Consider the following 23,342-nt stretch of genomic DNA (forward strand, 5'->3'; position numbering starts at 1 on the left):
ATGCTGTGGGATGGAAGAGAAATCTCCCCAATCCTTAGACGCATGTCGTCAAAAGCATGATGTGAGGATGGGTTAGATGCCCGATTTATTAAATAAACCTATAGATACTTAATGAAAGGATAAGCCTGTTAAACGCTTGCATTTCCATTAAGTATTTATTTTTTGACAAAAGTATTTAGATAAACGAAAGAAAGAGATAGAGGGGGAAAAGAAAAATGAAAAGGGTTAGAAAGGCAATAATTCCGGCTGCAGGTTTAGGGACGAGATTTTTACCAGCTACAAAGGCAATGCCAAAAGAAATACTGCCTATTGTGGATAAGCCAACTATTCAATATATAGTGGAAGAAGCAGTGGCTTCTGGAATAGAAGATATCATTATTGTTACGGGTAAAGGAAAAAGAGCTATAGAAGACCATTTCGATAATGCTTTAGAGCTTGAACAGAATTTAATAGAAAAAGAGAAGTTTGATTTATTGGAAAGAGTTCAGTATCCTACCAATTTAGCAGATATCCATTATATTCGTCAGAAAGAGCCAAAAGGACTAGGACATGCCGTTTGGTGTGCGAGAAACTTTATAGGCAATGAACCGTTTGCGGTTTTACTTGGTGATGATATTGTCCAAAGTGAAACACCTTGCTTAGAACAGTTAATTCATCAATATGAAGAGACCTTTTCCTCTGTGATTGGTGTTCAGACAGTCCCAGATAATGAAACACATCGTTATGGAATTATTGATCCTTCAAGCCAAGAAGGACGTCGCTACCAAGTTAGTAACTTTGTAGAAAAACCAAAGCCGGGTACGGCACCTTCTAATTTAGCGATTATGGGCCGTTATATCTTAACACCGGAAATCTTTATGTTTCTTGATCGTCAGGAAAAAGGAGCGGGTGGCGAAGTTCAACTTACAGATGCGATACAAAAGTTAAATGAAATTCAAAGAGTGTTTGCCTATGATTTTGAAGGGACACGGTATGACGTCGGTGAAAAATTTGGTTTTGTCAAAACAACCATTGAATTTGCTTTACAACATGAAGACCTCCATGACGATATGATCGATTATTTGAAGAGTCTAGTTTCTTCATTAGATAAAGAAAAAGTAATATTTTAGGAGAAGGAAGGGGTCTTAGTTGTCCAATCTAGCAAATCAAGATGTTGCCTTTTTAGATAATCAAAAGGCAAAGGTGAATGTAAATGACGGAAAATTTTATCTTTTAACAAAAAGAATGATTGATATTATGGGTGCTTTATTCGGAATTTTCTTTTTGAGTCTACTATTTATAGTTATCGGCATTTTAATTAAGATTGAAGACCCTAAAGGGAAAATTTTATTTTCGCAAAAACGTGTTGGATTAAATGGAAAAGAATTTAAAATGTATAAGTTTCGATCAATGGTGTGGAATGCAGAAGAAAAGCTTGCTGAACTATTAAAGTTTAATGAGGTGAGCGGTGCGATGTTTAAAATGAAGGACGATCCTCGGATTACGAAAGTTGGAAAGTTCATACGGAGAACTAGTATAGATGAATTGCCCCAACTTTTTAATGTATTAAAGGGGGATATGAGCTTGGTAGGTCCTCGTCCGCCGCTTCCGAGAGAGGTTGCAGAATACTCCGATTCTGATAAACAACGCTTATTAGTTACTCCAGGCTGTACAGGCTTGTGGCAAGTAAGCGGAAGAAATAGCCTTGGATTTGAGGAAATGGTAGAACTTGATCTTAAGTATATTCAGAAGAGATCGCTATTTGTTGATATTTCTATTATTTTAAGAACTGTGCTAGTGTTACTCGGATCCAAAAATGCATTCTGATTTACCTAGTTTAAGTTGAAGTAAACATAAAATAAAGGTTTACTTCAATCAGTACTATTATTTTAACTAAAATATACAAAATGTCATTTGTGCATTAAATGACATTTTGATAAAAGAAATTTCTGTTATCGGGGTTGAAGTTATTGAGAATAGCTGTGGATGCACATATATTAACCGGAAAATTCCAGGGGAGTAAGACGTATTTAAAAAATCTTTATAGTGATGTAATGAAAATAAATAATAATTATGAGTTTATTTTTCTAGGATATTGGAATGAAAATACTACTGATTTGAATGAGTTTTTCCCTAGGAAAAACTTTAATTCTCAATCAAGGATTAAAAGGCTCACTTATGAACCTAAATTAGTATTAAAAAATAATAAAGTTGATTTCTATCATACCCAATATATTTCACCAGTGTTATTACCTGCAAAATCAATAGTAACTATTCATGATATTTTATTTGAAGACTATCCACATTATTTTAATAAAAGTGAAGTTCTAAGAAATAGAGTACTTGTAAAACATTCTGCAAAAAAGGCTAAAATTATCCATACTGTTTCGGAATATTCTAAATATGAGATTGCGGATAAATACAAGGTATCACCTGAAAAGATAAAGGTTGTACCAAACGGTGTAAATACGGATATCTTTAATCTTAAGAATATAGATGCAGCTAAAGCGTTTGTTAAAGAGAAATATGGAATTGAAGATTATATTTTCACCGTTGGAAGACTAGAACCAAGAAAAAATCATTTAGGATTGATAAAAGCGTATCAGTTAGCAAGAACTGAAAATAAAGACCTTGGTAAGTTAGTAATTGTTGGACAACCTGATTTTAAATACGATGATATTTTTAAATATATCACTGAAAATAATTTAGAAAAAGACATAAATATTTTTTCAAATGTGGATGATGGAGATCTCCCACTACTATACAAAAGTGCAAATCTTTTTGTGTATCCTTCTTTTGCAGAAGGTTTTGGTATACCACCTTTAGAAGCAATGGCTTGTGGAATTCCTGTAATTTCATCTAATTTAACTGCTATGAAAGAAGTTATCGGAGATGCTGGTATATTGGTAGACCCCTATGATATTCAAGATATTGCAGATAAAATAATTTCAGTTAAAGAAGATAGTCAGAATAAAAAAATATTAATTAAAAAAGGTATCGAAAGAGTTTATAAATACTCTTGGGGAAATGCAGCAAAACATTATATAAATTCTCTCTCGGACATTGATTAGGAGTGATAAAGTGGTTCAAAAGAAAATGAGTGTTGTTTTCTGTGGTACAAGGGGTATTCCAGCAAATTATGGGGGATTTGAAACTGCAGTAGACAAAATATCGAGCATTATGAATAATCAGAGTGTGAATTGTTATGTGGTTTGTAGGGAAAATTCATACTCGAAGGAAAATAGACCTACTAATATTAATGGGATTAATCTGATTTGGGTAAAAGGTTCGAAGTATAATAAGCTTGATACAATTGTTTCTTCCATTCAAACTGCTTTGTATTTGATCAAAAACAGAACCTTATTTGATTGTATTTTTTGGTTCAATAATGCAAATTTTCCTGGTATTATTTTATCAAAATTAACGAGAAAAAAAATAATAATAAATACTGATGGGCTAGAATGGAAAAGAGCAAAGTGGTCCTTACCATTCAAAGCATACTATTTTTTTACGTCTTTTTTAATTGCTAGAAATTTTAAAACTCTTATTTCGGACTCTATATCAATTCAAGATTATTATAAAAGTGTATTTAAAAAGGTAACCGAGTTCATTCCATATGGTGTACCCGATAAAGTTACATTAACAAAAGATAAATCTAATGAAATTATAAGCCAATATGGTTTAGAAAAAGATAAATATTTTCTACAAATAACACGATTTGAACCAGATAATATGCCTTTAAAAATAATAGAGGGTTTTATTAATGCTAGTATTAATGATAAGTATAAATTTGTCTTGGTAGGATACAAACATTCAAACAAGTACTCCGAGAGTATTAAACATTTAGAAGAAACGAACAAAAATATTATTGTACTAGATGCAATATATGACGGAGAAATTATTGCTGCACTCAGGCAAAATGCTTTTTGTTATGTTCATGGTAATTCTGTGGGAGGCACAAATCCTGCATTATTAGAGGCAATGCATGAGTGCAAAAGAATAATGGCAATAAATAATGGTTTTAGTAAAGAGGTTCTTCAGTCTGAAGGTTATTATTTCGATGACAGTAATATTGTAGAGGTATATAAAAACACATTATCAACTATAGATAATGGCGAAAGATTAAAGGAAAGATCTAAATATTATAACTGGGATTTAGTTGTGGCATCATACTTAAATTTAGCTTTAGGTAAAAATGCTAATTATGGATATAAAGAGAGTGACTTTTAATGAATATATGTATGATAACAAGAGCATATGTAACAAATTCTTCGGGGGGGATGGAAGATTACACTAAAAAACTTTGTGAAAATCTAATAAAAGCAGGTCACAAAGTTACCGTTATAACAAGTTCAAGTAAGCATGGCAAGACATTTGAGAACTTAAATGGTGTAAATATAAACTACCTTGATAATAAAGAACCAGGGTCTTATAAAGGTGGATTTTTCAAAAAAAGCTATAAGACATTTAAAAAACTAGATAAAGTTGAAATGTTTGACATAGTACATTTTCAAAGTTCTGCGGCTATTGGTTTTTTAACAAAAAGAATAAACATTCCAATGATAATTACTATGCATGGAACACTAAAGACTGAAACAAAGCTAGCAAAGTTCTATAGAAAAGACGGTATGTTACCATTAATTTTTAATACAATAAAAATGTATAAACGACTAATTATACATTTTTTAACATTATTAACATTTATAAAATCTAGTTACATTATTATTCCAAGTGAGTTCTCTAAGAATACATTTAAAATGTATGTTGAAAATAAAAAGTTAAAAGTAATATATCATGGGATAGAAAATTATACCTATAGTGATGAAAAACAAGTGGCTGCAAAGGAAAAGTTAGGATTAAAAAACAAGAAAGTAATCCTTTGTTTAAGCAGAATTGTTGAAGAAAAAGGTATACAAACTGCACTAGATGCATTTAAAAAAATGCAAAATTTAGAAGAAAGCCAAGAATATGTACTAGTTATCGCTGGGGATGGGCCCTATAAAACGCAGTTAGAGAGAAAAGTTGAAATAGATAAAATTCAAAATGTTTTTTTTGTAGGTTTTATTTCAGAAAAAGAAAAAGATCAATATTATTGTGCAGCTGATTTGTATATTAATCCAGAGTTAACAATTCCAGCTTTTGGCTTAGTTTCAATTGAAGCAATGGCTCGTGGCACTTCTGTAATAGCTACAAATCATGGTGCGACGAAAGAGATAATCAAGGATAATAATTTTTTATTTACTCCCGGTGATTCAAATGATTTAGAGGACAAGATTATTAAGTTTTTTAATAAACCAATTGAGGAAAGAACAATTATAAATGAACGTTTCTTAAAATCTCAAAACGAAAGATTTACTATTAAAAATATGATTAATCAAACATTGTCCTTGTATAAGAACGCTATAAAGGAGAAATTATGACATACAGCACAAATAGAAAGTTATTATTACTTTCTTCTTTACTCCTTTTAGGGAGTTTTATAGGTGTATTATCAGTTATTAATATTTATATTAATATAATGTTAGTTATTACTATATTTTTAATATTAATGACGATATATCAGAAAAAGTATTTGTATTATTTTGCGCTTTGCACTATTCCATTTCCATTTGATATACCAGGTATTCATCTTCAGATAAGTACATTAATTTTGTTTTATTTGCTTATAGTAGAATTAATTTCTTTAAGTCTAAAAAAACAATCATTTGATAAATATGATATACTTCCAAGTGTTTATCTATTTCTAGGGTTGTTATCTATATTAAATTCTGAATCGTTCTTTACATGGTTTAAGGGATATTTAGAAAGTTATATGGTACCAATACTTTTTTATTTTTTAATCCGTCAAAAATTATCATCAAATTTATTAAAAGTCGATAATGTTATATTCTCTTTAATAACAGGGATAAATATTTTAAGTACTATAGCCTTGATTGAGTTTTTTATTTTCGGTGGTACGATAAACTTTGTTGGTGATGCAAACTATAAATTATCTGGAACAATATTATCGCAGGGTAATGGAATTGCAATGAACATAGAAATGATTTTGCCTTATATGGTAATTGCATTATTTTTTAAAGGTCAAAAAAAGTCATTCTATAATATTATTTCGTTAATTTTCAATTCTACGATTTTGTTTTTATCATTATCACGAGGTGCTTGGATCTCAGTGTTAGTTTTTACTCTTATATTGCAAATCTATAGAAAAAAATATTTGAGGATTTTTATCCTATTAATAATGGTAGGAATAACAATAACGTTCATAAAACCCATTCGTACAAGATTGTTTACTGATCTTTCTACATTATTTTTTAGAAGTGATCTTTGGGCAGTAAGTATAGAAATTTTTAAAAATAATCTTTTGTTTGGAATTCCTTATAATGAATTTCATGGATATTATGAACTTTTTTTTAATACAGTTGTTGCGTTATCGAGGACCCATAATATCTTTCTGGATTTTCTAATATTTAATGGTATTACTGGTGGCATTTTTTTAATATTATTATTTAAATTTGTATTTAAAAAATTCAATTATTATATCAGAATACCTTATCTAGATAGGAATCAGTATGAACTTATATTTTATTTTGTATTCCTTGTAACTTTTACGCATGGTCTAATTGATAGTACTCTCTTTTCTTATTCAAGAGATATCTATTTTTGGATCTCATTTTCCATTTTTATAATGAGCATAAAGACAAATATCTATAGGGGAAATAATGAACAAGTTAATTAAAAGTTTAGGTATATTTATTATTATTGCTCTACTTTCCAAAGTATTGGGTTTTTTCAGAGAAACCGTAACAGCATTCTATTTTGGTACATCTATTTACTTAGACGCATTTTTATTTGCTTCTATTATTCCTGTTTTGTTATTTGATGGGATTGGAGCAGCTGTTTCCACCTGTGTCGTTCCAATTTTATCAAAAAATAATATTGAAAATAAGCCAGTCTTTCTTAGGACTTTAAATATATTACTCTTTGGCTTTTTAGTAATATTATCTCTTATATCAATTCTATCAATAACAAAAATATTGAGTATAATTCCAATAGGTCTTGGTGAAGAATCAATTCAATTGGTTATTAAATATTCATATTTTCTAATTCCAAGTATTATATTAACTGGTTCAACATATATTTTCATGGCATATTTACTTTATAAAAAAATATATAGCGCTGCAAATATAATGGGAATAGTAAACAATTTGTCAATAATATTGAGTTTCTTTTTATTTTATAAATTCCTTAAACATGAAATTTTAGTATATTCTTGGGTATTGGGTTCAATTATGCAGTTAATTGTATTATATATTTTTGTCCGAAAATATGGTTATAAACCTAATAAAATTTTTAAATTATACCCTGAACATAAAGGATTTTTAAAGTTATCCGTTCCAGTTTTTTTTAGTTCGTCAGTAATTCAAATAAATATGATTGTTGATAGAACATTAGCCTCAACACTTCCAAGTGGAAATATTTCTGCACTAAATTATGCTGGTAAATTAGGAACATTGATTATTGGAACAATTGTAATGGCTCTATCTTCGGTGGTTTTTCCTAATTTATCTAAATATTGGGGAGAGAACAAACAAGGCAAATTTTATCAACTAACTGAAAGCACCATAAAAACAATAATTCTTGTTATGGTACCATTAGTTGGTTTTCTTTTTATATCAAGTTATATCATTGTTAAAATAGTATTTGAAAGAGGAGCATTTAACCAAAGTGATACTTTATTAACTGGATATGCTTTTTCTTTTTATTGTTTTGCTTTTTTAGGATTAAGTATAAGAGAAATTCTAAATAAAGCACTTTTTGCTATGGGTGATACCAAGGGTCCCTTTTGGGGTACTACTGTATTAGTTACATTTAATATTGCTCTGGGACTTATTATGGTAAATTTATTAGGAATAGCTGGACTAACTCTTGCTACAGCAATTGCAAATTACCTTTCGGTGTTAACTCTAATAATATGGTTCTTAAGGAAATACTCGATAAATCCACTAGCTACATCTAAATTTTTATTGCTTAAAACTGGAGTTAGCACAACTTTAGTATCACTAATTTTTCTACAGGTGGGTATCTTCAAAACAACTAATAATAGTATATTAATAAATTTATTGATATTGGTCAGTGGGTTTATAATTTATTTTATTTTTGTCTTTCTCTTAAATATATTATTAAAAGAAAAAACTACTATAAATTTTTTAAATTATTTTCTGAAAAAAGGTGAAATAAATGGATGAAAAAAGAACTATAATATGTTTTCCTGGAACCTTATATGATAAAAGACCATTTACTAATAGACAAAGAGTAATGCAAGAAATGAATAAACTTGGCTATAGGATAATTTATGTAGAACCACCAAAAAACCTCTTTATTCAACTTATTAAATTTATATTAGGTTTAAAAAAAGAACAAAATACATTTAAATGGTTATTAAGAATTTTAACCGGAAAAGAACGTACTACTGACTTTTATATTTTTTCTCAATTGAAATTTTTACCGCTAAAGCAGAAGCGTTTTAGAAAAATAAATAATAAAATTAATAGTTATTTTTTAGTTAAGTATTTGGACAAATTATCAGTTAAAAATCCATTTTTGTGGATATATACCCCAGATGCAGTGGATTTTATTGACTGGATAAATAATAAAAGCCTTATCTATGATTGTGTAGATGAATATTCATCGCAACCTTGGTATATAGATAATTTTGATAATATTCAATTTGATGAAGAATTATTACTAAAACGAGCTAACATTGTTTTTACTTCTGCTACAAAACTTTATGAAAATAAAAAGAAGAGCAATCCAAATACTTTTTTAATTGAGAATGTAGCAGATTTTAATCATTTTAACAAGGTGCTCCATACAAAGAAAATAATCCCAAATGATATAAATGATATTAAAAGTCCTATTATTGGATTTGTTGGAGCTCTAGATAAATATAAACTAGATTATGAATTAGTAACATTCATTGCTAAGAATAAAAGTAATTGGAATATTGTCTTAATAGGACCACATAATGAGGCTGAAAAAAACAGTTCAGTACATGTATTAAAGGAATACGATAACATAAAACTTTTAGGTTCTAAATCATTTGATGAATTACCATACTATGTAAATTGTTTCGATGTTTGTATAATACCCTATGTGAAAAACGAATACACTGAAGGCTGTTTTCCATTAAAGTTTTTTGAATACTTTTCGTGTGGTAAACCCGTTGTGGTATCAGGCTTACCTGCTCTTGATAAATACTCTAATTACGGAATAAAGGCTTCAACTAATGTTGAGTTTATTGAAAAAGTTGAAAGTTATATAACTTTTGATGATGATAACGAAAAAAATAGAAGAATTAAATTAGCAAAAGAAAATACTTGGAATACTAAAGCAATTAAAATGAGTAAAATAATACACGATTACGAAGTTAGCTTGGAAATACGGGGTGAGTGAACATGAAAATATGTTTCTTTGGATCAGATCCTTTAAATTATAATCGAAATGTATCTTGGAAAAATGCTCTAGAAAAACGAGGAAATACCGTCAGTGAATGTTTTGATTCGAATAGTAACTTCTTTACAAAACAGTTTAAACTATTATTTAGATTCTTTAAAGAATCTAAAGATTCTGATGTGATTATAGTTGGAGGCTTCTCTCATACTAATGTTCCATTTGCATATTTAATTGGCAAAATAAAAAAAATACCTGTAGTATTTGCACCGCTATACAGCAGATATGATACCTCTGTATTTGATCGTAAACTATATCAAAAGAATTCTGTTAAAGCATCTATAGAAAAGTATATTGATTATATATCATCCTATTTATGTGATTATTTAATCCTTGACACTAATGAAGTAATGAAATTTTATCATAGTGAGTTTAAAGTTCCATATAAAAAGATGAAAAGAATTAATATTGGCACAGATGAAAATACGTTTTCAATAAAAGGAATTAGTAAGAACAATGATAATGTTTTTAAGGTTTTATATTTTGGTAATTTTATACCTCTCCATGGTGTAGAACATATAGTTGAGGCAGCGGATATAATAAGAGAAAGAAGGGACATTGAATTTATATTTGTTGGACGTGGTCAAGAATATGAAAAAATATTGAATATGGTTGAGAAAAAGAAACTACTAAATATCAAATTTATTGATCCAGTATCACCTAGTAAATTATCAGAAATTATAGGGGATTCATCTATTGGATTAGGTATATTTGGTGTTACCGATAAAGCAAAAAGACATATACCAAATAAAATATTTCAAGTTTTAGCAATGGAAAAACCACTTATTACTGTAGATAGTCCAGCAATAAGAGAATACCTTAATGAAAATAATAGTATACTATGTTCCCCTGGTAACCCTGAGGAGATAGCTACTGCAATAGTTAAGCTCGTTGATAATGTAGATCTAAGAAAAAAAATTGCAGGTAATGGGGAAAAGATTTATAAGAGATTTTTTTCCACTGATGCAATTGGAAGAGAATTTGAATTGGTTTTAAAAGATATTGTTAAATAAAAGGTGTTGAATATGGTAAATTCAATAATTCAGGATTTAAATAGATTTGGTAATAATAAATTAACAATCTTTAATTTTGGGTGGAGAATATTACTTCACAGAGGTTTACAAGCAATTATGTTTTACAGATTAAATAATTTCTTGTGGGTTAAAGGTTTTAGAAATTTATCTAGATTGCTAATGAATTTAAATACTTTTATAACTGGTGCCGAGATACATCCTGCAGCTTTAATAAAAGGAGGACTTAAAATTCATCATACGTCTGGGGTTGTAATTGGTTATGGCACTATATTAGAAGAGAATGTTACTATTTTTTCTGATGTTGTTTTTGGTGAAAAGGGAGGAAAGAAAGATACTGGTAATTATCCTAAAGTTGAATCTAATTCTATAGTTTATTCAGGTGCAAAAATAGTAGGAGATATAATTGTAGGGAATAACAGTATAATAGGCGCTAATAGTGTGTTAACTAAGAGTGTTCCGCCGTTTTCATTAGTTTTTGGTAATCCGTCCATTATCAAAGAAGGCTATTATAGTTAAAAGGTGTTTACAAGTTTTTTATTTAAATTTAACACAAAGTACCTTATAGAGTTTAATTCTTAAAATAGAATTGAGGAGAAATCAGATGAAATTAGTTTTACTTTCAGGTGGATCTGGAAAGAGGCTTTGGCCACTCTCCAATGATGCCAGGTCAAAACAATTTTTAAAGGTATTAAGGAATGAAGAATATAAATTACAGTCAATGGTTCAAAGAGTTTGGGGACAATTAGAAACATTAGGTCTAGCGCGCTCGGCGGTTATTGCAACAAGCAAGTCTCAGGTTGAAATGATTCAAAATCAAATAGGTTATAATGCTTCTATTATTGTTGAACCAGAGAGAAGAGATACTTTTCCAGCTATAGCCTTAGCAGCTGCTTATTTATATTCACATGAGTACACACCTCGTGATGAAGTCATTGGAGTTTTACCTGTCGACCCATTTGTAGATAATAGTTTTTTTGCAAGGTTACTTGAATTAGAAGATATTCTATCCTCTTCAAATGCAGAGCTAGCCTTAATAGGCGCCCAACCAACATTTCCTTCAGAAAAATATGGTTATATTGTTCCCGATGATGAGTATTATACAAAAGGTTTGATAAGAGTAAGTCATTTCAAAGAAAAGCCTAAGACTGAAGAGGCAAAGATATTGTTAGAAAAGCAGGCATTATGGAATTGTGGTGTATTTGCATTCAAGTTAGATAAAATAATATCAATATTAGAAGAAAAGGGATTACCAACTAACTTTGAAGAACTTTACAATAATTATTCTTTACTACCAAAAATTAGTTTTGACTACGAGGTCGTCGAAAAAACTAAGAATATTGTTGCCGTTCCTTTCGATGGATATTGGAAGGACTTGGGTACATGGAATACATTGACGGAAGAGATGGGAGTAGAACTAATTGGGAAAGCAAACAAAAGTAACGACTCTATTAACACACATATTATAAATGAATTAGATATTCCTATTTCAGTTTTGGGATTATCAGATATTCTTGTAGCTGCAAGCCCGGATGGAATACTAGTTACCGATAAAAAAGCCAGTCCGAGGGTAAAAGAACTTGTTGGAAATTTTGATCAAAGACCAATGTATGAGGAACGAAGATGGGGCTGGTACCGAGTTCTTGAACATACCAAGTACTCTGATGAAGCTGAAGTACTAACCAAAAGAATTAATATATCTGCAGGGAAAAATCTAAGTTATCAATATCATAACTACCGTACTGAAGTCTGGACAATTGTAAAGGGAGAGGGAATTCTTCTCCTAAACAATGAATTTAAGGTTATAAAACAAGGAGATGTCGTGGAAATTCCTGTAGGTATGAAGCATGCACTAAAAGCAGTGAAAGAATTGGAGTTTATAGAGGTTCAAACGGGGACTCAATTAGTGGAAGAGGATAATCATCGTATTCTATTACAATGGAATGAAATAGAAGAGTCAATATATTCAATTCATAGTTAAATTTTAGTCTACTTTAGGGTAGATTGTTTTTTTTTCTTATTATAAATATTTACTATTGTTTTTGACCATTGGATCAAACTAAATCCTTATTTTTTAATAATTAATTTATCGCTATTATTTTGAACCAAAATGAAATAAATACTCTTATTTTTAGGTCGATTTGTATGTTGGTGATTGAAAATATATCATATCTTTTCAATTTTACCCAAAGTTATATCGAAAATACATTATTAAATTGCTAATAAAAAATGGTGTTCTATAATAAATCAGATTAAGGTGGTCAAATTATGAGAATTGCAGTAGCAGGTACTGGTTATGTTGGCTTAGTAACTGGAGTGTGTCTTGCAGAACATGGACATAACGTAACTTGTGTGGATATTGATGATAAAAAGGTTGCTATAATGAAGAATGGTGTATCCCCGATTTATGAACCAGGGCTTGATGAGTTAATGCTGAAAAATATGGATCGGTTAGAATTCACAACCGATTATCTAAGTGCGTATAAAGCTGCAGATGTCATTTTTATCGGGGTAGGTACGCCTGAAAAGCATGATGGCTCAGCAAATTTAAACTATGTATATGGAGTAGCGGAGCAAATTGCTAAATCAATTGAGAATGATTGTGTTGTAGTCGTAAAATCTACTGTACCAATCGGCACAAATGATAAGATTGAAGAAATGATAAAAAACAATTTAACTCATAATGTGAATGTTTATGTTGCATCAAATCCTGAGTTCCTATCACAAGGAACTGCAGTAAGGGACACCTTACAAACTTCTAGGATTGTAATTGGTGTGGAAGAAGAATATGCAGGAGAAATTTTAAAAGAGGTTTATAAAGACTTTAAAGCTCCTATTGTTGTGACGAATCGTAAAAGTGCTGAGATGATAAAGTATGCCTCGAATGACTTTCTTGCATTAAAAATTTCGTTCATCAATGAGATTGCCAATCTATGTGAAATAATTGGTGCAGATATTGAAGAGGTTGCACTTGGAATGGGATATGATGGACGTATCGGAAATCGCTTCTTAAATGCAGGAATTGGCTATGGGGGCTCTTGTTTTCCTAAGGATACAAAGGCTTTACACTGGTTGGCAAACTTCCATGATTATGAATTAAAGACGGTTAAGGCTGCAATTGATGTCAATGAGAACCAGAAATTAAAATTAATTAAGAAATCCCGTAGGTATTATGATAGCTTAAAAGGCTTAAATATTGCTGTGTTAGGATTGACCTTTAAACCTGGTACAGATGATTTAAGAGAAGCGCCAACATTAGTAAATATTCCGCTAATGCTCGAAGACGGGGGTAATGTAAAAGCGTGGGATCCTGTTGGATCAGATAATTTTAAGAAATTATATCCTAATGAAGTTTCTTATTATGGTTCAATTGAAGAAACAATAAAGGACGCTGACATTTGCTTTATTTTTACGGAATGGGATGAAGTGAAGGACTTTGATTTAGCTAAATATAGTCAATTGATGAAGAATCCCATAGTATTAGATGGTAGGAATTGCTATGAGATCAATCAAGCAAAGAAAGCAAATATTATTTATGATTCAATTGGTAGAGAGACAGTATATAATTTAGAAACTATTCTTGTCTAAATTAGTAGTATTGTATTTGGGGAGTGTAAAGTAAATCTTACTCCCCTTTTTTATGGAGTAGGAAAAGACAATTAATATTATATATTGAAAGGTGAGAGAAGAAATGAAAGGTATAATTCTAGCCGGGGGAAGCGGAACTCGTCTTTATCCTTTAACAATGGTTACTAGTAAACAGTTATTACCTATTTACGATAAACCAATGATTTACTATCCGTTATCAACCTTAATGCTTGCAGGTATTAAAGATATCTTAATTATATCGACGCCAGAAGACACTCCACGCTTTGAAACTTTATTAGGGGATGGATCTCAGTTTGGCATCAATCTTGAATACAAAGTCCAGCCAAGCCCGGATGGTTTAGCCCAAGCTTTTTTAATTGGAGAAGAGTTTATTGGTAATGATTCTGTTGCAATGATCTTAGGTGACAATATATATTATGGCAGCGGTATGAGGAAAATACTGCAACGAGCTGCACAAAAGGAAAATGGTGCTACGGTTTTTGGTTATCATGTACAAGACCCTGAGCGTTTTGGTGTTGTTGAATTTGATGAAACTGGAAAAGTTCTTAGTGTTGAAGAGAAACCTGAGGAACCAAAATCTAATTATGCCATAACAGGATTATACTTTTATGATAACAGAATAGTGGATATTGCCAAGAATGTTAAACCATCTGTACGCGGAGAATTAGAAATTACATCAGTAAATGAAGCTTATTTAAAGATGGCCGAACTTGAGGTAGAACTTCTTGGACGTGGCTTCACATGGTTAGATACAGGAACACATCAAAGTCTAGTAGAAGCAACCAATTTTGTTAAAACCGTTGAAGAGCACCAAGGGATTAAAATTGCTGCACCTGAAGAAATAGCTTATATCAATGGCTGGATTGGTAAAGAGGAATTATATGAAGCTGGCGAAAAGTTCTCTAAAACTGGTTATGGCCAATATTTATTAAAAGTAGCAAACGGCAGTATTAAGTATTAAATAAGAGGTGTAGTAAATTGAACGTAATAGATACTTCTATACAGTGAGTAAAGATAATTGAACCGAAAGTATTCGGAGATCACCGTGGATGGTTTATGGAAACCTATAGTGATGCAATGTTTGAAGAAGCAGGAATAAATATAAAGTTTGTTCAAGATAACCAATCGTTTTCTGCAACAAAAGGAACATTACGAGGTTTGCATTATCAATTAAACCCTAAAGCTCAAACTAAGCTCGTAAGGTGTACAAAGGGAGCAATATTTGATGTTGCTGTAGATATTCGAAAAGGAAGTCCTACTTTCGGTAAATGGTTTGGAATTGAATTAAGTGCAGAGAATAAAAAACAATTACTAGTACCTAAAGGATTTGCACATGGATTTATGACACTAACAGATGATGTAGAAGTTCAATATAAAGTGGACGAACTCTATGCACCTGAATGTGACAGGGGTATTCTTTGGAGTGATCCTGAAATTGGTGTTGAGTGGCCAATTGATATTTCACCTGTTTTATCTGCAAAGGACGAGAAAGCACCACTACTAGTTAATGCAGAAGATAATTTTTCTTATGGAGAGTAGAAGATGCAAGTTCTAGTAACGGGGTTTACTGGACAACTATGGTTTGATGTTGTCCGAGAAGGATTAGAACGTGGCTTTGAAATGATTGGTGTAGGTACTAATGATTTAAATATTACAGACGAATAATCTGTTACGCAGTTTGTGAGTGAAATGAAACCAGAGGCTATTATTCATTGTGCGGCCTATACAGCAGTAGATAAGGCAGAAGATGCTAAGGAGAACTGCAGGAATGTCAATGTGAATGGTACAAAAAACTTAGCAAATGCTGCAAAGGCAGTTAATGCCAAGTTTATGTATATTAGTACTGATTATGTATTTGATGGATTGGGTGAGGACCCTTTTGATGAAACAAACGCTACTAATCCGGTTGGCTATTACGGTCTAACAAAGCTTGAAGGAGAAAAAGTAGTTCAATCTCTTTTAACTGAATGGCATTGTTCGAATTTCTTGGGTGTTTGGCCTGAATGGAAACAATTTTGTTAAAACGATGCTGCGTTTAGCAGAAACACGGGAGCAATTAAGTGTTGTAGGAGATCAAGTAGGTTCGCCAACGAATACATTCGACTTATCGAAGTTATTACTTGATATGACCCCAACAAATCGTTATGGAATCTATCATGCAACGAATGAAGGATTTTGCAGTTGGTCTGAATTTGCTAAAGAGATTTTCCGATTATCTGAGAAAAATGTAGTGGTTAAGTCTATAACAACGGAGGAATACCCTACTAGGGCTCTCCGTCCTAAAAACTCTTGTTTATCGAAACAAAAATTAATTGAAAATGGCTTCGAACCATTGCCGAACTGGCAGGACTCGTTGGCACAATATTTAATGCATTCAAACATGAGGTGAAATTATGACAAAGAAGAAGATTCTTGTAACTGGTGGGGCAGGGTTCATCGGTGGTAATTTTGTTCAATATATGGTTAATAAATATCCGCAATATGAAATTTACAATCTCGATTTATTAACATATGCAGGTGATTTAGCTAAACACCGTGACATAGAAAAAAAGGATAACTATCATTTTGTACAAGCAGACATTGCAGATCGTGAGGCAATTATCTCTCTCTTTGAAAAAGAGAAGTTTAATTTTGTAGTCCACTTTGCAGCAGAAAGTCATGTGGATCGCTCTATTACAGAACCTGAAATTTTCGTTCGAACAAATATATTAGGAACTCAGGTATTACTAGAAGCCGCAAAGCAAATTGGAGTTACAAAATTTGTTCATGTTTCAACAGATGAAGTATACGGTGAATTAGACTTTGACCCAACTACCTTCTTCACAGAGGAAACACCGTTACAACCGAATAGTCCATATAGTGCTAGTAAAGCATCATCTGACTTCTTGGTACGTGCATACCACGAAACATTTGGTCTTCCTGTTAATATTACTCGTTGTTCTAATAACTACGGACCGTTCCATTTTCCAGAAAAATTAATACCGTTAACTATTTCTCGTGTATTAAATGATGAAAAGGTACCTGTGTACGGTGATGGTAAAAACATTCGTGACTGGTTACATGTTCTTGATCATTGTGCAGCGATTGATCTTGTTTTACATGAAGGTGTTAATGGCGAAGTTTATAATGTTGGCGGACATAATGAGAGAACTAATTTAGAAGTTGTTAAAACCATTATTAGTACATTAGCAAAATCAGAAGATTTAATTGAATTTGTTACTGATCGTTTAGGTCATGATAAGCGTTATGCAATTGATCCTACCAAGCTAGAAAAGCTAGGATGGAAACCAACTTATACGTTTGAAACAGGAATTGCCCAGACTATTGATTGGTATCTAAACAATAAATGGTGGTGGGAACAAATCATTAGTGGTGAATACAAAAACTACTTTAAAAATCAATATTCATTAAAATAATTGATGACATTATTTGAAGTATGATACTTTTTATTATTTTATGAAAACAATCCATTACGTATTAGTCATTTTCAATAACAAGAATAAAAGATTCTATATTGCTTAGGGGAGAGGGCTAAGGTCCTTTCCCCACTTTTCTTATGAAGATGCATAACATTGAAAACTATTGTTCTGACTGATCTAGTAATTAAAATGCTAGCTGGGGAATGATTAGAGCGCATTAAGCGCTAAGGCACCTATTACTACTAAATTTAAAACAGGAAACATCGCTTTTAATTACTAGAACGCAATAATAAGTAGCCTTGTAACTGCAAGAAATTGAACAGTTGGAATTTTGGGGTCAGATCCCCACTCAGTTAAAGTTTAATGCGGTGAAGCGGGACAAATTAATGGAGAGCATACATCTTTTTTTTTGTTTACAATTTGTCAAAATCTAATATACCGATTTCGGTAGGAATTTAGAAGGAAAAAGGGGAATGTAAACGTTAAGTCTAATCGATAAACTAAATCAACAGTTTTTTTCACAAATCAAGACCTGGTGCCAGGTACCATCTAAGGAATTTACACTTATTTGTCGAAGATTAATAGAATATTTCACTGGTAGATCACTAATATTATAAGTTTTTTTGGGGAGGGCATAGGTCTTATCCCGCTTTTTGTGTTTGGAGGCGAAAGGTATTAAAAACTATTGCATATTACATATCGGATTATGGATATGGTCATACCTCAAGAAGTATTGCAGTTATAAGGCAGCTACTTAATCATCCTGAAGTGGAAATTATCATATGCCATTCTTTTGCTCTATCTTTTATTAAAGAATCGCTTCATTCTAACCGGGGTCGATACCGAAAGGTTAAAACAGACATTGGATGCTACTTGGAAAGGGATACTAAATTTCCTGATAAAGAAAAGCTGTTTAAGGAGTATAATAAATTTGTTGCAAATTGTGACTTTATTTTAGAAAAAGAAAAGGAGTTTTTGTTAACCGAAAAGATTAATCTCGTTGTATCCGATATTTCTCCAGTGCCATTTGAGGCAGCTTACCAGTTGGGGATTCCTTCCTTATTAAGGATTGATTGATGATGTTGAATTAACGACATTTAAAAAGGCTTACCAAAAAAAGACCTATTTCTTCTCTTTGGCTGGAAGTAAAGAACAGTGGCAGATGAGTTCTAATAACTATGGATTCTATTCGAGAGAGATCGATTTAAAAGAAGTTCAAAGGATAAGAGGTTCGGTTAACCCGTTGCGAGATAAGAAAATAGTTTTTCTTGGTCTTGGAATGAAAATTGGGGTTGATTCACTTGAACAACTGCCAATTTGGAATAGTCCTAACTGTGTATTTCTAGTATCCGCTAATGTTCAAGTAAACCATAAGAATGTCTATCAAATACCTACAGATTATTTAGAATCGCAAAATTATATTGCTTCCTCTGACTTAGTGATCTCAAAAGCAGGCTGGGGAATGATTGGTGAAGCAAACAGTGCAAACGTTCCTTTGCTCATACTAAATCGTCCATCAATGCAAGAGGACCAGAATACGATTGAATATTTAATGGAGCAGAAACTTTGTGAGCTTGATCGATTGAAAACTGAAATGAATGGTAGTGATTTAGTTCACTATAATCAGGCTGAGAGAATTGCCAATGATTTGTTGAGGCTTTTATAATGAAACATTTGATTGTGGTGGAAGTTAGTATGCCATTTCGCAGGTATTATTAAAAGGCTAATAGAATTCATTTTTAAAAGTTTACGATGAAAACCACTTTGAAGAAATATACTACTGTAATGGGAAACCGTATTTTTAGGTACGTTAACAGGAGGCTTACTGATAAGCTGTTGTTTTAATATTTGAACAACACCATAAAAAGCATTCATTTAATGGTTACGGAAGTACTTGTCATAAATATAAAAAACGAGGAGGTGTAGCATATGCGTTTAAGGAAGTATTGGGTCCTTGCTGCCATTACATGGATGACAGCAATATTCTTTTTTACACAGCTACCGTACTTCACAGGACAGAACACAGGTAAAGTGATCCACAAGGTAGTTGTCACAGAACAACAATCGCTTAATGTAACGAATGCTGCACCTATTGATACTAACGAGCTAAATCTTCTAGTGAGAAAGACAACACATGTCATCGTCTTTGGAATTCTAGCATTCTTACTGTTTAAATCACTAGAAGCCTTGAGGTTTTCATATGTGCTGGCATGGTGCCTAACGGTGTTCTATGCCATAACCGATGAATGGCACCAATCCTTTATGCCGGGGAGAGTAGCGGCCTATCAGGATGTTTTATTTGATTCATTTGGGGCGGCTTTAGTTCTATTATTTTGTTATTTTATAATTAGACGGAAGAAAGAAAGTTTTAGAATTTGATTTTTCTTTAATAAAGTGTCTGTTTGGTAAGCGTGGTAGAGGATATTTAATCAACAATTTTGGAGTCAGACCCTGCCAAGCACTTACCAACCACACCTTTTTTTCAACATTTATTTTTAAAAAACAGGAAAAGTTAGTTTGATTTAAGGGCTTACGCGCTATTTAATTAATCGATTAATTGAATTTACTTTCGTTAATTAAATGTCTGATTAGAAGTGCTCTAAATGCCGTCACCCATAAATTTTAACCTCTTGAATGGTAAAATTATTGTCGAGAAGAGGTCCAAGTAAAAAGTAGGTTATCCTATGGTATCAACTAAATCCTGGCTGGAGGAACGCTGAGCTGTTGTATTGCAGTATGATGGATGTTGTTAATAGCCTCAATCGCTGCCTTTGTTGGATTATGGTCATCACGACCAATACCGATTGGAAACTCTTCTGATAGACGTTGGACTTTACCAGGTCTTTTATTGGCAAAGGCTTGGATGGTGCCATCTATGTAATGGAAAATCTCTACATAATACAATTGGCCATTGCTCTCGAATTTTCTCCAAATTTCCAACTTAACCATTTCAATGTTTTTCTTCTTCATCTGCCAACCCTCATTCTTGGTAAGAATTATTTTAGTAACTGACGGATATAAATATTCAAATTCTAATTGAGCAAGATGATGGGACTATGGAAAAGGAGAGAGCGAAGGAGTGTAGAATGTTGATACATCTTATTTTTGTTTGTCTTCTATCACATGAAACTGAAGGAGAATAACGCCTTCCATTATTCTCCTCGGCCTAACCCCTTTATCATCGTCTAGACATTGGGGTCAGACCCCCAATGGGATAGAAAAGATTAGTTGGTATAACAACATATTTGAATATGTAGGTTATTCTCCCAGTGAATATGTATTTGTTTCGCTTTGATAGCATTTTTCTTTGTTGGTTATTTCAGGTTATCCATCCTTAATAGTTTTAAGAAATTCCCAATCCTCCATTTCAAATGCAGCTGCGAGAGCACAAATGGTTGTTAAGGTGGGGGTACTCTTGTTGTTTTCAAGCTTTTGGATCGTTCGCCGATCTAGTCCGCTCTCTTCTGCAAGCTTCTCCTGTGTCCAACCTCTCTCTGTTTTCCTTAATCTTTTTAAACCTATTCCTATATACTTCTCCTCTTTAGCCTCAGTCAAAGGAATTCTCCTTTTTAAGACCATTACATAATGCTTATCGAGTTTATAACACGTACTACAATACGCATTTTGCTGATTTGACAAGAAATATTTGGATTTGGGGTCAGATTCCCACTTAGAAGGAGAGTAACGCCTTCCGTTACTCGCCTCGACCAGTTGGAATGATAATGGTAATTTCATTTGTCTATTTTGTAATCGTGACCAGCATAATCGCTGAAAGATCATGGTTATTTCATTTCGTTGCCATCTATTAGTAGGGCGTAATTTTTTCCCTTGGATGGATGTCAAAAAGTTGCATTCACTTTATCTAATACTGGATTTTTTCCATTTCCATAATAAATTCTGAAGCCTTTATACCAAGCCCCGCAGCAAGGGCTAATATTGTATATAGACTAGGCAGTTTAAGATTTCTTTCAAGAATACTAATATAGGAACGATCTAACCCGCTTAGGTCCGCCAGTTTTTCTTGGGATAATTTGCGTTCCTTTCGCAGTCTTTTTACTGTCTTTCCAAAATCCAGGTGTAAATGATCATCCACCAAGGGACTCCTCCTTTGAATAGTAGATATTCCATATATGGTTTTTATTTTTTGTTTTCCTCTTTTAGACTATCAAAATTATACTTACCTGATTTTTCCTTAAGAAGCTGATGTTTTTTGGGCGGTTCCAGATAAAAAAGGAGGGGGCTAGCTTGGTTTCCTCTTTCTGTTGTAAGGCGCTTTAATTGATTGGCTGTCTGAAGTTTATGGTTAAAGGTCGTTAATTTTGTATCGACAATCATGAAATGGCCGTTGCTTAATGCTACAGCAGTCTTGTTGCCAATTGCTTTGGTGTTGATAATATGTTCAGGATTAAACCAGATGCAGTCGTGTTTTTGGGGGGATTTACTTGGGAAAAGACAAACGTTTTGATACGGATTCACAATGATTGGACATTTCATTTTCTTATTTAGAATGAATTTTGCTCCTGCCATGGCTCCCCGTAGATCATAGCCTAAGTATGTTAATGTATCGTCTAATAAATGTAGTGGCGCTCTGTCCACCAGTAAAGTTGTTTTTTCTACCAAAATCCTAGAACATAGTTTTCCATTTTGATCATATTCACCCATCATAAGTATCACTTTCTTATTAATATAGAAATTATTAATGGTTCTCCACTCCTTTTAGATAATCGGTTGAAAAAGGTTTCCTTCCTGCAAGTTTGAGAGGCAATGTATGCATTTTCCATACAACTCTATTAAACAGTAAATGGGAATTTTTTACCGCGGACTATGGTGTACATTATTCGCTATAATTCGAGTGAATTTTGTCAAAAATACGACAGTTTTTGCGAAATGGTTCCTTTCGTGTTCTAAAATGGAAAATCCTTTATTCATTTGGATGCAGCCAATCCCAGTCAGGGTCTATGCCATCGATAAAAGCATGAGATATAGGCGTTTTAATCTCCGCTGCAGATATTTTTTCTAGATACATTTTCATGAATTTGTTGTTTAAGATTCCATAAAAGTAGGCGATTGGATTTTTTATAAGATTCGTCTTTTTTATTTTACCTATCAGTTGTCGAAAGGCTTGGATCGAGATGTCTAGTATATCCTCTGTGTCATTTGTACACTCAAAACGAAAAGCAGCAATTTGTACCATCTGCCAAAATTCTTCGATTGTTTTTGCATCGGAGAAAAAGCATTTAACCAGCTCGATAAAGGGTTGTGGAACCCTATTGCTTACATAGGTGTGATCTAAAAGAGACGGTTCTTCGTAACGTTTATTTATCTTTTGATGATTAGTTTTTAAAAGATTACTAGTTTCATATTGGTGGTTCATTTTTTCCTCTTTGGGTAGTTCATTTGATGGAAAACGATTAAACTGATATAAATTGCAAGACTGCGAACCATTCTTCCTTTCTGTTTCAAAGACGGTGATGATTCCAAATTCCTTTGCTTTCAAAATCATTCGTTTAAAGGTAGATCTTGATATGCCGTTATCATGGTATTGGTCGTGAATTGATTTTAAGAGGGTCCCAATTTTAGCATTGCAAACGCCGGGAATTTTAGCTGCAAACCGCACGAGCCTTCTTAATCCGACCAGTTCCCCTTTCGTAAAATCATGCTTGTGTTCTACTAGCCACATTTCTATATGATGGTTAAATTCCTGAAGAGAAGTGAATTGCGAAAACTGCTTAAATTCATTAGTGTTGCCAGATTTTAGACTCACGTTGAATAGCACCCTTTCATTTGTTTAAGT

General features: G+C 32.3%; 24 protein-coding genes and 1 pseudogene. 20 read left to right on the forward strand and 5 right to left on the reverse strand.

The features are described 5' to 3' along the window. Nucleotides 1-215: 215 nt before the first annotated feature. The 20 genes and pseudogenes from galU to ACN6MT_RS06220 all read left to right on the forward strand — a co-directional run bounded on the left by galU (nt 216) and on the right by ACN6MT_RS06220 (nt 19,927). Nucleotides 216-1,109, forward strand: coding sequence for a UTP--glucose-1-phosphate uridylyltransferase GalU (galU, locus tag ACN6MT_RS06125; RefSeq protein ID WP_419955138.1), 894 nt, complete (start codon nt 216-218; stop codon nt 1,107-1,109). Nucleotides 1,110-1,128: 19 nt separating this feature from the next. Beyond that, the gene (locus tag ACN6MT_RS06130; protein WP_419955139.1) at nt 1,129-1,806 is read left to right on the forward strand and encodes a sugar transferase; all 678 of its coding nucleotides are present in this window, start codon (nt 1,129-1,131) and stop codon (nt 1,804-1,806) included. Between the two features lie 143 nt (nt 1,807-1,949). Then, nucleotides 1,950-3,050 carry a glycosyltransferase family 4 protein gene (locus ACN6MT_RS06135; protein WP_419955140.1) on the forward strand — a complete coding sequence of 367 codons (1,101 nt, stop codon included), beginning with the start codon at nt 1,950-1,952 and terminating at the stop codon, nt 3,048-3,050. Between the two features lie 10 nt (nt 3,051-3,060). Then, the gene (locus ACN6MT_RS06140; RefSeq protein WP_419955141.1) at nt 3,061-4,209 is read left to right on the forward strand and encodes a DUF1972 domain-containing protein; all 1,149 of its coding nucleotides are present in this window, start codon (nt 3,061-3,063) and stop codon (nt 4,207-4,209) included. Between the two features lie 50 nt (nt 4,210-4,259). Next, on the forward strand, nt 4,260-5,399 hold the full coding sequence (locus ACN6MT_RS06145; RefSeq protein ID WP_419955142.1) for a glycosyltransferase family 4 protein: 1,140 nt from the start codon (nt 4,260-4,262) through the stop codon (nt 5,397-5,399). Continuing rightward, complete coding sequence (locus ACN6MT_RS06150; protein ID WP_419955143.1) at nt 5,396-6,715, forward strand: O-antigen ligase family protein; 1,320 nt, start codon at nt 5,396-5,398, stop codon at nt 6,713-6,715. Before ACN6MT_RS06145 ends, ACN6MT_RS06150 begins: the two co-directional genes overlap by 4 nt. Next, on the forward strand, nt 6,699-8,225 hold the full coding sequence (gene murJ, locus ACN6MT_RS06155; protein WP_419955144.1) for a murein biosynthesis integral membrane protein MurJ: 1,527 nt from the start codon (nt 6,699-6,701) through the stop codon (nt 8,223-8,225). Before ACN6MT_RS06150 ends, murJ begins: the two co-directional genes overlap by 17 nt. Next, the gene (locus tag ACN6MT_RS06160) at nt 8,218-9,432 is read left to right on the forward strand and encodes a glycosyltransferase (protein ID WP_419955145.1); all 1,215 of its coding nucleotides are present in this window, start codon (nt 8,218-8,220) and stop codon (nt 9,430-9,432) included. Before murJ ends, ACN6MT_RS06160 begins: the two co-directional genes overlap by 8 nt. A gap of 2 nt (nt 9,433-9,434) precedes the next feature. After that, nucleotides 9,435-10,502, forward strand: a complete 1,068-nt coding sequence (locus tag ACN6MT_RS06165) for a glycosyltransferase (RefSeq protein ID WP_419955146.1) — start codon at nt 9,435-9,437, stop codon at nt 10,500-10,502. 12 nt (nt 10,503-10,514) lie between these two features. Then, nucleotides 10,515-11,039 (forward strand): serine O-acetyltransferase, encoded by a 525-nt coding sequence (locus tag ACN6MT_RS06170; protein ID WP_419955147.1) that lies wholly within the window; start codon nt 10,515-10,517, stop codon nt 11,037-11,039. A gap of 85 nt (nt 11,040-11,124) precedes the next feature. Continuing rightward, nucleotides 11,125-12,501 (forward strand): sugar phosphate nucleotidyltransferase, encoded by a 1,377-nt coding sequence (locus ACN6MT_RS06175; RefSeq protein ID WP_419955148.1) that lies wholly within the window; start codon nt 11,125-11,127, stop codon nt 12,499-12,501. 287 nt (nt 12,502-12,788) lie between these two features. After that, nucleotides 12,789-14,108 (forward strand): UDP-glucose dehydrogenase family protein, encoded by a 1,320-nt coding sequence (locus tag ACN6MT_RS06180; protein ID WP_419955149.1) that lies wholly within the window; start codon nt 12,789-12,791, stop codon nt 14,106-14,108. Nucleotides 14,109-14,211: 103 nt separating this feature from the next. Then, nucleotides 14,212-15,090, forward strand: coding sequence for a glucose-1-phosphate thymidylyltransferase RfbA (gene rfbA / locus ACN6MT_RS06185; protein WP_419955150.1), 879 nt, complete (start codon nt 14,212-14,214; stop codon nt 15,088-15,090). A gap of 95 nt (nt 15,091-15,185) precedes the next feature. Further along, on the forward strand, nt 15,186-15,668 hold the full coding sequence (rfbC, locus tag ACN6MT_RS06190; protein ID WP_419955151.1) for a dTDP-4-dehydrorhamnose 3,5-epimerase: 483 nt from the start codon (nt 15,186-15,188) through the stop codon (nt 15,666-15,668). Between the two features lie 3 nt (nt 15,669-15,671). Then, on the forward strand, nt 15,672-15,794 hold the full coding sequence (locus ACN6MT_RS06195) for a hypothetical protein (RefSeq protein ID WP_419955152.1): 123 nt from the start codon (nt 15,672-15,674) through the stop codon (nt 15,792-15,794). A 15-nt stretch (nt 15,795-15,809) separates the two neighbouring features. After that, nucleotides 15,810-16,518: pseudogene (gene rfbD, locus ACN6MT_RS06200) on the forward strand (dTDP-4-dehydrorhamnose reductase). Nucleotides 16,519-16,522: 4 nt separating this feature from the next. Next, nucleotides 16,523-17,545 (forward strand): dTDP-glucose 4,6-dehydratase, encoded by a 1,023-nt coding sequence (gene rfbB / locus ACN6MT_RS06205; protein WP_419955153.1) that lies wholly within the window; start codon nt 16,523-16,525, stop codon nt 17,543-17,545. An 876-nt stretch (nt 17,546-18,421) separates the two neighbouring features. Further along, the gene (locus ACN6MT_RS06210) at nt 18,422-18,625 is read left to right on the forward strand and encodes a hypothetical protein (RefSeq protein ID WP_419955154.1); all 204 of its coding nucleotides are present in this window, start codon (nt 18,422-18,424) and stop codon (nt 18,623-18,625) included. 85 nt (nt 18,626-18,710) lie between these two features. Next, nucleotides 18,711-19,214 carry a glycosyltransferase gene (locus ACN6MT_RS06215; RefSeq protein WP_419955155.1) on the forward strand — a complete coding sequence of 168 codons (504 nt, stop codon included), beginning with the start codon at nt 18,711-18,713 and terminating at the stop codon, nt 19,212-19,214. A gap of 263 nt (nt 19,215-19,477) precedes the next feature. After that, nucleotides 19,478-19,927, forward strand: a complete 450-nt coding sequence (locus tag ACN6MT_RS06220; protein ID WP_419955156.1) for a VanZ family protein — start codon at nt 19,478-19,480, stop codon at nt 19,925-19,927. Nucleotides 19,928-20,242: 315 nt separating this feature from the next. Here ACN6MT_RS06220 and ACN6MT_RS06225 read toward each other — a convergent pair whose 3' ends face one another. The 5 genes from ACN6MT_RS06225 to ACN6MT_RS06245 all read right to left on the reverse strand — a co-directional run bounded on the left by ACN6MT_RS06225 (nt 20,243) and on the right by ACN6MT_RS06245 (nt 23,312). Continuing rightward, the gene (locus tag ACN6MT_RS06225) at nt 20,243-20,518 is read right to left on the reverse strand and encodes a hypothetical protein (protein ID WP_419955157.1); all 276 of its coding nucleotides are present in this window, start codon (nt 20,516-20,518) and stop codon (nt 20,243-20,245) included. A 354-nt stretch (nt 20,519-20,872) separates the two neighbouring features. Further along, complete coding sequence (locus tag ACN6MT_RS06230) at nt 20,873-21,103, reverse strand: helix-turn-helix domain-containing protein (RefSeq protein WP_419955158.1); 231 nt, start codon at nt 21,101-21,103, stop codon at nt 20,873-20,875. A gap of 307 nt (nt 21,104-21,410) precedes the next feature. After that, nucleotides 21,411-21,641: a helix-turn-helix domain-containing protein gene (locus ACN6MT_RS06235; RefSeq protein ID WP_419955159.1), complete on the reverse strand. Its 231-nt coding sequence runs from the start codon at nt 21,639-21,641 to the stop codon at nt 21,411-21,413. Nucleotides 21,642-21,685: 44 nt separating this feature from the next. After that, nucleotides 21,686-22,213 (reverse strand): competence protein ComK, encoded by a 528-nt coding sequence (locus ACN6MT_RS06240; protein ID WP_419955160.1) that lies wholly within the window; start codon nt 22,211-22,213, stop codon nt 21,686-21,688. Between the two features lie 256 nt (nt 22,214-22,469). Further along, nucleotides 22,470-23,312: a hypothetical protein gene (locus ACN6MT_RS06245; protein ID WP_419955161.1), complete on the reverse strand. Its 843-nt coding sequence runs from the start codon at nt 23,310-23,312 to the stop codon at nt 22,470-22,472. Between the last annotated feature and the right edge of the window lie 30 nt (nt 23,313-23,342).

This window comes from Neobacillus niacini, assembly GCF_048572935.1.
GTDB lineage: Bacteria > Bacillota > Bacilli > Bacillales > Cytobacillaceae > Neobacillus > Neobacillus niacini.